General features: G+C 65.0%; 4 protein-coding genes. 1 reads left to right on the forward strand and 3 read right to left on the reverse strand.

Annotated elements, in window-relative coordinates; all coding sequences use genetic code 11:
- Positions 1–113 precede the first annotated feature (113 nt).
- Both ACFZBB_RS15785 and ACFZBB_RS15790 read right to left on the reverse strand, forming a co-directional pair.
- The gene (locus ACFZBB_RS15785) at positions 114–725 is read right to left on the reverse strand and encodes a hypothetical protein (protein ID WP_391122201.1); all 612 of its coding nucleotides are present in this window, start codon (positions 723–725) and stop codon (positions 114–116) included.
- A gap of 20 nt (positions 726–745) precedes the next feature.
- The gene (locus ACFZBB_RS15790) at positions 746–7411 is read right to left on the reverse strand and encodes a polymorphic toxin-type HINT domain-containing protein (RefSeq protein WP_391122204.1); all 6666 of its coding nucleotides are present in this window, start codon (positions 7409–7411) and stop codon (positions 746–748) included.
- Positions 7412–7999: 588 nt separating this feature from the next.
- On the opposite strand from ACFZBB_RS15790, the gene ACFZBB_RS15795 reads away from it, so the two are divergent.
- A complete protein-coding gene (locus ACFZBB_RS15795) occupies positions 8000–11857 on the forward strand; it encodes an FG-GAP-like repeat-containing protein (RefSeq protein WP_391122207.1) in 3858 nt (1285 codons plus the stop codon).
- A gap of 101 nt (positions 11858–11958) precedes the next feature.
- Here ACFZBB_RS15795 and ACFZBB_RS15800 read toward each other — a convergent pair.
- Positions 11959–12359: transposase family protein (locus tag ACFZBB_RS15800; protein ID WP_391122210.1), on the reverse strand; the 401-nt coding region annotated here is incomplete at its 5' end.

Genomic DNA, 12359 nt, shown 5'->3' on the forward strand with positions numbered 1-12359 from the left:
CTTCTGTGCGGGGCTCGGCACCTGGGCCGGATCATGGAACTCGACGAGGAGTCTTGGTTCCCATGATGCCGACGGAGCATCCCGCCGAAACATCGGCGGGATGCTCCGTGCCGTTACGGCCGCCTACCGCTCGGAGGTCCATAGTTGGCGGTCAGGGTTGCGGCGTACTCGTCCGGGACGGTCCGACCCGCGAAGGTCAGTGGGAGATACGACTCCAGAGCGCCTGACACCTCCAGGAAGGGCCCGAACTGCGCGCGCCATTCATTCCGTGCGGCCACGTTGGGAAACCCCCGGAAAACTGCAATCTCGGGATCTCTTTCACCCCAACATCCCCATCTTCCGGAAGCTCCGGTCACAGCGATGACGTTCGCAGAGATTGCAATCGACCCCATGATGTCACCGTCCGGCTCGTGACCGATCGCCGCCCAGTAGTTGTCCATGTCAGCCTCTACGGACAACGACAACGCCGGATACATCCGATACTCCGGACGGTAGAAGTCATCGCAATCCGGCTCAAGAACCAGCAGTTCGACGTGACTGTCGCCATGCCACCGGGCCATCGCGCAGAGCGCCGGCCAGAATTCCGGGGTGAGGACCGCATCGAACTCACAGAACAGCGAGCCCTCCACACCCTCTTTGAAGACCTGGCCAGGCAGCCTGGCATCAAGATCGAAGGTGGCTGCACTACGGGAGCGAACACCCAGATAGCCGTTGCGATCGATCACTATCGAACCTGCCTCTGCCATTAGTCCTCACCCAGCCTGATCTTGATGTCGGCCTTCTTAGACCCCGGATTGTAGTAGTCAGCCGTCCACCCCTTGTGGCTGTTCGCCTTCCCTCGAAGGAAATACCTTGCCCCATCCTTCTCGTACATGAGGTTCGGGCCCTTTTCGGTGCGGCTCCACCCATTGGCCTCAAGATTCTTTCCGAAGTCCACGGGGCCCACGTCTGTCGATTTGTTCAGCATGCGGGCGCCGGGACTCGTGATGTCCTCGTATTTCGATGCGGTCGGGCAGTTACTGTTGTGAACGAGGACCGGTGTCTGACCAGCGAGTACATAGTACGTGTGCAGGCGGTGGACGGTGAGGTTGTAGGTGGTCTCGCTGTGCTGGTAGTTGCGGACTGCTGCGACGGTGATCAGAGTGCCGTTGGGCTGGCGGAGTTTGTCGCCGGGGTGAAGGTCGGCGGCATTCTTCCACTCGTGGTCGGTGGCGTCCCAGTAGGGGTGGTGCTGGGTTGAGGTGATGGTGCGGGAGCCGTCGCCGACGTTGACCGTGACGTCGGTGAAGTCCTTGTCCGTCTTGGTGACGATGACGTCGGTGACGGTCTCCGCGTGGGTGGTTCCCGTGATCGGATCCGTTGCCAAGACCCGGTCACCGGACTTGACCGACGCTATCGGGACGATCTCACCGTTTGATTTGAGGACCTTGGTGTCCGCGGTGAAGCTGTTTCTCCCGCAGGCGCTCGCCTTGCTCTCACCAAATTCGGGAGCTCCCATGAACTCCAGAATCAGCGGGAGATTGGTTTCTTGCTCAACCGTCCAGTCCCACTGCTGAGCGTCGTGCTGACAATCGGAAAGGTGGTCGATGCAGTAGGTGGCGGCAATTTCCTTTGCGCCCGCGACATCCTTCGGGTGGCGCAGCAGGTAGTTGTACGCCATGGTGCAGCCGGTGCGGCCGTAACAGACGTTGTGACCCTTGTACTGCGGGTGCCAGTAGCCGCCGGCTCCAGTGGTTCCGGTCTTGTTCTTGCCCCCGCCGTAAAGCTGCGACCCCACCGCGCCGGGATCATTCGAGCTTGGCGAGTCGGCGGAAACCGTGTCGCTGTAGTTGCCGTCTCCGCCACCTTCGCTGCCGTCGGGGTTCCGGTTGGCGCCGTGGGGGCCGCTGGGGCCGTGGGGCTGATCGTCGACGCTGCAGAAGGGCGGGCAGTCGGAAGCGGGGTGGTGGACGCGATTACCGCCTCCGCCGGTGTCGCCCGACTGGAGACCGCTGGGGTCACTGGAGGTGACCGGGCTGTCGCCCGCGTAGGCGTAGCCCCCGATCTGGTTGGGGTCGGTGGCTTCGAAGAGCGGGTCGGCCGAGGTGAAGCGCCCGAGAGTGGGGTCGTAGTCGCGTACCCCGAGGCGCGTGAGGCCGGTCGTCGGATCGTGGGTACCGCCCACGAACCCCTTGTCGCCGGGCCAGCCGGTCGGCTGCGTGCCGCGCGGATTGCCGTACGGATCGAGGAGCCGGAACGTGGGCGTCTCGTCGGTCGAGGTCAGGCTGGTGGTGCCGGTCGCCTGGTCGTTCGACGCGATGTAGCTGTAGGCGTTGCCGGGGCCGGTGCGGGTGCAAGTGGCGCCACCGGGGAGGGCTACGTAGCGCGTGGCGGTGGTCGCACCCGAGCCGGTGACAGACGAGTCGTAGACGACTTCCTGGTCGGGGAGGAAGAGCGTGGTCTTGCCGTCCGGGTCTGAACGGAGGAGTTGATTGCCGTCGGCGTCGTACGTATAGGTCGTGGGGTTGTCCTGGCCCGTGGTCTTGAGGCTTGCGATCTGCCCCTCGTCGTTCCAGGACAGCGTGTCCGTGCCGGGCGTCGTGGTGCGGATCGTGGTGTTGCCGGCGTCGTCGTAGGTGTAACTGCTGCCCGTGACGGTGCCGTCGGGGGCGGTGGTCTGCGCGCCGGTGAGGGTGTCGGGCTGGGCTGTGGGATTGCCGGGCTTGCCGTAGGAGTACGTGGTGGTGCTGTCGGCGCTGATACCCGAAGTTCCGTGATTGACCTGGGTCTTACGGTTGCCGTCCACGTCGAAGGTCCAGGAGGTCCAGTACGTGGTCGTGGGGTCCGCGCCGCCGACCGTGGGGCTGGCACCGGCGGTGGTGGGGGCACCGGCGCAGTTGTCGGTCGCCGTCCACGCGTCGGTGAGGCGCCCGAGGCCGTTGTAGGCGAAGCACTGAGTGTCCGTCGCGGCGCCCAGACGGTTGTCCGTGATCTTGGTGATGTCGCCCGCCAAGTCACGTGTGTAGGTCGTGTCCTGGATGTTCTGCGGAGCGGCGGAGCGGCTGATATTGGTGTTGTTCAGCGCCCCGGTGTGCTCGTCGTAGGTGTTGGTGAACACCGCGCTGTTGGCCACGGCAGCGCCGTCGATGACCTGTGACACACGGGAGTAGGCGTCGAACGTCGTGTCGCGGGTGTACGTGGACACACCGCCCACGGAGTCGACCATGTCCATGGAGTTGTAGCCGTAGGAGACCTTCTCCGACGGGAGGTTGCCGACCGCCGGGTAGGTCGTGGACAGAGGCAGCCCGAGGTTGGGCGTGTATCCGTGGAAGTAGCTGTAGGAGCCGGCCAGGCCGGAGACGCTGGCCGGGATCGTGGTCGTGGTCTTGGTCGGATTTCCCTGAACGTTGTAGCCGTTGACTGCTTGGATGTAGGCGTTGCCGGACGAGTCGTACTGGGTGGAAGACGTCAACCGGCCGAGGCTGTTCGGAACCGCGGTGTTGTCGTAGCTCCACTCGGCGAGCTTCGGCGACGCGGCGTCGGGCCCGTCGTACCGGGCGGTCTGGCGTCCCAGTTCGTCATAGGTGGTGGAGATCGTCTTGCCGCGGGCGTCCGTGGTGGACGTCATGCGTCCGTCGGCGTCGTAACGCATCGTCGTCGTGCCGGTGTCCGGATCGGTCTGCGAGATCCTCTCGCCCAGCAGGTTGTAGGCGTACGTGCGCAGGTTCGTGCCGGGGTCGGTGATGGCCGAGTTCTGGCCGTGGCTTCCCGAGGCGTCGTAGGTGAACTTCGTCGAAGCGGGGCTGCCGCCGATGATCTGGTCGCCGGTGACGGTGGGAGTCGACTGATAAGCGTCGGTCTCGGTGGTGCGGCCACGCGCGTCGGTGACGGTGGTCGTCGTGGTTCCGCCGGTCAGCGGGATGGTCGTGACGCGGTCGCCGCCGTAGACCGTCTGTGCCTTCTCCTTGACCGTGCCCTTGTCCTGGGACACGGTCAGCACCGGGCGAGCGAGGCCGTCATACGTGGTCAGCACCTGGTCGGTGACCTGTGGGTCAGTGGTCCCGACCAGGGCGGTGCCAGGGGCGCTGGAGCCGTCCCAGTAGGCGTTGTTGGTCTTCCAGTTCAGCCCGCGGCTGTCGTAGAAGGTATCGGTCAGCAGCCGTCCACCCTGCGGGGTCTGGCTCTGGGTCTGACGCGGGCGCAGAAGGCCGTCGTAGATCTCGACGGATGTGGTGTAGTCGCCGCCCTCGTTCAACTGCCTCATGGTGACGGCCGAGGGGACGGTGCTCGATGTCAGATAGGTATAGGTGTAGTTGGCGGTTTGCGTTGCTTTGGATCGGCCAGGAAGCCAGACCCCTGTCGTACGGCCAAGCGCGTCGTAGGCGGTTTCGGTCGTCGCGCCGTTCGGGTCGACTTCCTTGGTGAGAAGGCCCCGTGTGGGGTCGAGAGTGCTCGTCGTTGCCCGGGTTTTGGCATTGGTGACGGTAAAGCCTGTCGTCTGACCGTTGGCGGTGACGTAGTCGGTCTTCGTCAGGTTGCCCAGCGCGTCCCATCCGCTGCTCACGCGGCCGTAAGAGTCGTAGGCGGCAACGGACTTCAACTGATAGGTGAATGCTCCGCCGGACCAATTCTGTGCCTGCGCGACGATTGTCGGCTCGCCCAGAGTCGGTGTGGTCTGTGACGCCGGAAGGGAAGGCGGCCAGGAAGTCGGTGCGGACGTGTCGTAGTAGGTGCGGATGTCGGAGATGACATCGTTGGGGCGGTTGACTCCGGTGGGTGCGCCGAAGCCGCTGGAGGTGGAGGAGTCACCGGTGGCGCAGTTGCCCTGGACCGTCTCCACCTCGCTGACCAGACCGATCAGATTGAGATCCGCGTTGACCGGCGCGTACGAGGTGGTGGCACAGGTCTCCTGAGCCGGCTTCGCGATGTCGCCCTGGTCGTCGGTGTAGTGCAGCAGACCGGTGACCTCGTCGTAGGCGTATGACACGCGGCCGATGCGCCAGGACGTCTGTGGAGCGGATGTCACCGCGGTGGCGTTGGTGATCGCAGCGTTGCGGACCATCTTGGCTTCCAGCGCCGGCAGTCCGGTGCGGGAACGGGTCGCCTTCGAATCGCTGACCCAGTAGTCGTTGACGACGGCGGTCGCCGCCGGGCCGGTCGTGCCCTTGTAAACAACGGTCTCACGGACGCTGCCGGCGAGTTCCGCGCTGTCGGTGACGGACGTTGCCTCGCCGGACACGCTGACGTCGCTCGACAAGGTGACGTTTGCGGAGCGAGTGGAGCCGCTCGGCAGAGCGTCGCCGTTCATCCCCTGGTAGTACCGGGTCTCCGAGACCGTCTGTCCCTCGGTGGCGTCGCCGACGAGCGTCCTGACGGCGCTGTATCCCCGCCATTGCCCGTACGTTCGGTACTTGGCCTTGACCACCTCGTTGTCGTCGTAGTGCCAGGCCGCCTTGCCGACGCTGTAGTCGTAGGAGGTGACAGTGCTCTCCTGCGACGCCTTTGTGCTGTCGTTCTGAGTGACTGACGACACGACGTACTTGTTGAACCAGTCGAGGAACGGCGTGGGAAGGCCGTCCGGAGTCCAGTACATCGGGAAGCATGCCGTGGTGTTCGTCGAGGGAACGGTCGCCGTGCTGCATCCGCTCGGCGCCTTGTAGTTGACGCTGACCGATTCGCCGGACTCCGTAGTGATTCCGGCGATGCGCATCTTGTAGAGATTCGCGTAACCATCACGGATGTTGAAGCGGTTGGCCAGCCTGATGTAGGAGAACTTCACCGGCGGAAGGGGCAGCGCTCCCGTGTTGCCGGTGCGCGTGATCGAGTCGAGCCACAGAGCCGGCTTCTGGTTGCCGTCATTGGGGTTCGGGAAGCTCTGCGACAGGGTGTACTCGTCGACGTCCTTGTACTTCTTGGCCGTCGAGTCGTAGATCTGGGTGGCGATCGACTTCAGACGGAAGGTCGAGAAGAACGAGGGGGAGTGGATGGCGCAGGAAGCGCCGTTGTCGCAGTTGAGATCCCACGGAACGTCAGGCCAGTTGGCGGTGTTGGAGCCGATCGGGTCACAGGTACCGGAGACACAGCGGTCTCCGACCGTGAACTGGACCCGCTGTGGCGCGGTGGTGTTGCCGTTCCCGAGCCCGTAGTCGATGTGGTCCAGCCAGCCCTCGCGGGTGTACTTCACGCCCGTCGTGGCGCCGTTTGCCCCGTAGTTGTTGGTGTGCTGGTTGTAGTAGTAGACCATCGTGTCGCCGTGCTCATCGACGACCTCGTCGAGATTCCATTGCCATGCCTGCTGGCACCAGGAAGTGGCGAAGGTCGACTTGTTGCAGGGGTCGCCTGTGTGGGCGCCGTACACCGGCACGGCCCAGGCGGAATGTGTGGTTCCGTAGCTGGGAATGGAATTGCGGCCGTAGTAGTACGTCTTGCCGTCGTCGGTGATCTTCCAGTAGTCGCCGTCGTAGGTGTCGTTCTGCGTGGTCGTGCCCGACACCTTGAGCTCGACCTTCGCCGCGGGGTCGGCGGAGAGGGCGTAGTGCGTGGGCGTCGAGGCGTCGTAGACGATGTCCTCGGACTGGCCGTTGAAGACGATGTGCAGGATCTCCCCGTCCCAGCAGTTGTCCGCGGTCTTGGGAGCGGTGCCTGCGGGGTCGTCCTTGCACGGAACGTACGACCTGGTGACGGCGCCTGGGGAGTAGTCCCAGCCTTCACCGATCCAACTCGGCTGGTTGTCGGTGGACGGAAGCCGCCCGTCGACGGATTGTGAGGAGTAGCTCAGGTCCACATTGGGCGTCAGATCACCCGGCGTGGGCGGCACGGCGATGGGATAGGAGTACGTGAAGTCTCCGCTGTCGCCGCCCGCCGACCACGAACCCGAGGGTGAGAGGGGCGTGGCCGAGAAGTCGCCCCCGCCGCTCGAATTGCCGGCCGTCGCGCCGAGCAGGATGGTGTTCCCACCAGGCGTTGCCGGCGTGGCCAGATTGTGTGCCTGGTCCGCGGGAAGGTCCGCGTTGGTGGAGGCAACGCGGACGGTGCCGGTGATCTGCGAGCCGGTTACGTCGTTGCTGCCGCCCGCAACCGGAGTCTGCGCCTGACACTCCGGCTTGGCGGGAGTGGTCAGGGCGCACGGTGGCAGTTGTACGAGACGGAGCCGGGAGGACCAGTCGCCGCCGTACGCGTCCTTGAAGCCCGAGTAGTCCACCGCCACTGACAGCGGCTCGTCGGCCGATCCTGCGGGGACGCTCGCGGTGAACAGCAAGCCGTTGACCCCGGCTTCGGTGGCCGCGTCGTGGTCGCGAAGCTGGACGGTGACGTGCGTCGGAGCAGAGGGAGCCGCCGAGCTCGCCGACTTTGCCGCCTTCGAGGATTTTCCGGACTTCACCAGCACGGGAAGCTTGCCCACCCGTGTCCAGCCGGCGGTGCCGTTGGCCATGGCGACGTCCGGCTTCTTCGCTTGCGCCGACTTGACCTGGGGACTGGGCGCCCCGATGTCTGCCGTGCCTGAAGCTGCGGTCGGCCAGCGTACGGTTTGGGGACGCCACGACGAGGCGGCTGACGGCGCCGTCGTTCCGTGCGGAAGAGCGTGCACCGTCACGGATTTGGTCAACGGCGCATTCGGAAGTGGCGGTTGAGCGGCCGACGCGACCGCCGGAACTCCGAGGAGCGACACCACCAGGCCCAGAACCGTGGCCTGCGCCACTCTCGCCGACCGCCTCCCCGCATTACGCCGTTTTCCGGCCCAGCGGCTGGACCTGCCCCCCCATGGCGCAGACATAAAAACCCCTCCCCAGAGATCGTCAAGCCTGCGAACCGTATGAGTCATCCCAGCTCACGGGGAGGCCCAGGGAAGATTCTTGAACAGTGCATGACTATTTCTTGAACATTTCTGAGTGAAGATTCAACGCTGACGGGCGAATGTGCCCACGCGTCTGTTGCGATCACAGCCGACCGGGGGGTCGGTGGCAGAGGCACGACAGATCACCAGGCGGCCGTAGGTGCCACCAGGAACAAGGGGGGGCTCATGCCCATCAATACGCGCCGCCGTGCGCCAAATCACCGCCGCGGCAAACCTGTTCGCATGTCACGAGCGGCACTCGGCGCGGCGATGCTGGCGGCGGGGCTCGTTCCCCTGACCGTTCCGGTGCTCGCCCAAGCGGACACCGCGCCCTCGGCCAGCCGCCCGACCTCGGGCAACGCGGCGGCCGTTGCGGTCGCGCAAGCCAAGAGCACAGGGGCACCCGTCGACATTCCGTCGCTGACCACAGCGACCGAGTCGGTAACCGCCAATCCGACCGGCACGCTCACCGTGACCGAATCCGTCTATCCCACCCGTGTCCTGCGCGCGGGCTCCTGGACGCCGGTCGACACCACCTTGCACACGGCTCCGGACGGCAGCCTCCACCCCGGCGCTGTTCCTTCAGGAATCTCGCTGTCCGGCGGTGGCACCGCGCCCCTGGCAGCGATGACTTCCGTGGGCCGTCGACTGGACCTCTCCTGGCCCGGCTCCCTGCCCACGCCGACTGTTTCCGGTTCCACGGCCACGTACCCCGACGTGCTGCCCGGCGTCGACCTACAGGCCACGGTCAGCCCCTTGGGCGGCCTCGCCGAAGTCCTCGTCGTCAAGAACGCCGCCGCTGCCGCGAACCCCGCGCTCTCCACCCTTGTCCTGGACACCAGCGCTCCTGGCCTGACCCTCAGCGGCGAGGCCAACGGCGGCGTCCTGGTGTCCGACCGTGACGGCGCCCCGGTCTTCAGCTCTCCCACGGCGAGCATGTGGGACTCCAGCACCCAGTCGACAGTAAGCGGTGAGGCAGGAGCCGCGAGGTCGGCACGAACAACTCCTCTTGCTGACGGTCCGACCGCGGACGGGACAGCCCGGTCGTCCGCCACGGAACCCGGTGTCGGGGCCAAGACGGGCACCGTCACAACCCACGTCGAGGACGGGCATCTCACCCTCACGCCCGACAGTGAGGTCCTGCGCGGGGCGGACACCCACTACCCGGTCTACATCGACCCGGACTTCAACCCGATGCCGGGCAACGATCCCAAGACCGCGTACGACGAGATCCAGCAGGGCTGCCCGAGCAAGAACGCCCTCAACTCCTCCACCGCTCCGTACAACACCCCCGGCGTGGGACTCAACGACTTCAGCGGCTGTATCGGTGTTGAACGTGCCCTCTACCAATTCAAAACCGACACGCATCTGCTGAACACCTCCGCACGGGTGATCAGCGCCACGTTCAAAGCGCAGGAGGTCTACTCCGCGTCCTGTTCGGTGACGTCCAACGTCAACGCCTTCTATTTCAAGGGGGCTCTGAGCAGCTCCACCACATGGGACAAAAGGCCACTGGACATCACCCTTCAGGACACTCAGTCCTACGGGAGCGCGTGCAGTTCCGCTCCGTCAAAGGGCTTCAACGTCAAGGACGCCTTCACCCGGGCGCACGACGGCAAACTCCCGTCCGTCGGACTGATGCTGAGCGCGACATCTGCCGACGAGGGAAGCGGCCTGAACTTCCGACGCTTCGCCAGCAACCCCACCGTCACCGTCGAATACAACACCGTCCCGACGGTGACGTCAGCCACCACCAGCCCTTCCGCGAGCACTATCGGGCACACGACAGTCTTTCTCAACGCCAGTGTCTACGACGCGGACGCCGGAGCCCCGCTTCAGGCGAAGTTCACGCTCACCGGCAAGGACAGCAGCGGCAAGACGGTCTACCCGGTAGCCGGATCACCGGCACAGCCGGTAGAACTCAACACCACTGTCACCCAACAGGGGACGATCAGTTGGCGTGCGGGTTACCTGCCCACCGGCACGTACACATGGACCGCCCAGGCCGACGACGGTGACACGGCCCACCCGGCATCCGTCGTCACCAGGACTTTCAAGGTGGATGCCACGGCGCCAGGCGCGCCAAGCATCACATCTCCGGATATCTATCCGAATCCGGGCGATGGCACGTCGCCCCTCACCCCACCGGCACGTACACAGCTCGAGTTCGACATCACTCCGCCGACCGGCGCTACGGATATCGCCTACTACGCGTACAACTGGGGAACTGCGCCGCCGACGGTCAACCCGCCGCTCACCGTCAAGCCTGACGCGGGCAAACAGAGTGCGACGCTGCATGCTGTTCCGATGGGATTCGTCCGCGATCAGTTGTTCGTCTACGCGGTGGACAAGGCGGGGAACGAGTCGCCAGCGAACGACTTCGACTTCAATACCGCTCCTCCGACGACTCCTGACGCCACGGGAGACCTGACCGCCGACGGCAAGCCCGACCTCGTCGCACCGGGAGCCGACGGCAACCTCCGGGTGTATCCAGGGACTGGTAACGGTGGTTTGGCGACTCCGGTGAACCTGTGGTCCACGGCTCCGGACGCTCCGGTGGCGGACTTCACAGGCGCGAAGACCGCAGTCGGCGCGTTCCGCGGAATGACGGAGCAGGACATCCTCGTCCTCAGCGCCAATGGCCAGGCGAACATCTACGAGGGGAACGGAGACGGTGAGCCGGTGCCGTGCTCCACGAGTCCGGATGGATGCGCGGACCTCAAGCAATCCGCGATCCTTTCACCGGGCCAGGATCCGGGCACCGGCGCTGATATCCCGGCCATCCAGTGGTCACATGTAACTCAGATTGCTGCGGACAATTCTCAGTATGCAGCGCAGAGCATGCCCGGCCTGTGGCTCGTCACCGATGACGGCGGGCTCTACTGGGCCGCTGGCACGGCCGCGTACGGAACCTTCGACACGCCGCGGCTCATCAACAGTGGCTTCCTGAACACGGAAATTGCCTATGCGGGTGTCGTGAACGGACAGGCAAGCCTGTGGGCAAGGAACACCTCCTCCGGCTCACTCACCCTCTACACCGGTGCATCCGACTCACCTGCCGGTGCCGATCCGAACGCCAAGGTGGTCGCCGCTTCAACTGGTTGGGGCGTCGGCAGTATCAGCAGCATCGTGTCAGCAGGCGCAGCCAATGCGGGCGCTGCATCCCCCAACCTGTGGGCGATCGATGCTCAAGCTGTCCACAACATTTCCTACTTCCCGGCAGGTAGCACGCCCGGAAAGCTGGGGACGCGTGTGCACGTTCAGACCATGACGCCGACGGACGACTTCACCGGCGATGGCAAAGCCGACATCATCGCCGGCTGGAATGACGGGACTTTGCACCTGTACACCGGTCAGGGCTCCGGGAAGCTGACCAGTGGCAAACAGATCTGGGACTCGGGTTGGAGCATTGTCCGGCTCATGGTCGCCGGAGACTTTACCGGTGACGGCCGGAGCGACATCATCGCTGCCTGGGACGACGGGTCGCTGCATCGCTACGACGGCACCGGGACGGGCGGTCTTGAGGGCAACGCCAAGCTCTTCCCCGGCAGCAACAACTGGGGAATCGTAAGGGAGATGACGGCAGGAGATTTCAATGGCGACGGCCTTACCGATCTTGTCGCGGTCTGGAATGATGGAACCCTTCACCTCTACGTCAACAACGGAGACGGCACGCTCAAGCCGCCTGTAGATTTCTGGGGCGACAACTCTTGGAGCGGGATGCGTCTCCTGTCCGGTGGCGACTTCAATGGCGATGGTAACAGCGACCTTTTGGCCATCCACACGTCCGACGGGGTGTTGCGCCTCTACAAGGGCGACGGGAATGGCCATCTCGCTGCCGCCGTGGAATCCGGGAGCCTGGACTGGTCCAATATTCGGGACATCATTCCCGGCGACTTCAGCGGTGACGGCAAGGCAGACCTGGGTGCCATCGCTGGTGACGGATCTCTCCGTCTCTACCAAGGCAATGGCGCCGGGGGCTTCACCAACGTCGGTGACATGTGGCCGGACACCTCATGGGGAACTGTGCGGATCACCACCTGAGCCCGGCGCCCGGGTGTGTCCCGCTCCATAGCAGGGGCGGCGCACCCGGGCACCGGCCCGCTCACCACCTCTCGACAGGCATTGGCATTGAGCCTTTTCCATCATCGGCCTGAGCTGCTCAGATGCAGGGCGAGGATGGCTTGGACGAGGGCGGTGACTCGGGTGGTGGAGCAGCGTAGTTTGCGGAGCAGGCGCCAGGACTTCAGCGTGGCCATGGCTTGCTCGACGAGAGCGCGGATCTTCGCATGGGAACGGTTGACGGCCTTCTGGCCTGGGGAAAGGGTCTCCCATCGTCCCCAGTACGGGATGCGGATTGTGCCGCCGGCTCCTCGGTATCCCTTGTCGGCCCAGCACAGGACGTCGGCCTGTGCAAGGGCGTCGATGATGCCGTGCTCGCGGGCTGCGCGGATGTCGTGGACGGCTCCGGGCAGCGCGGGTGAGGCCCATAGCAGACGGCCGAAGGGATCGGTGAGGACCTGCACGTTCATGCCGTGCTTCTTGT

The organism is Streptomyces sp. NPDC008139 (assembly GCF_042957025.1).
Classification (GTDB): Bacteria; Actinomycetota; Actinomycetes; order Streptomycetales; family Streptomycetaceae; genus Actinacidiphila.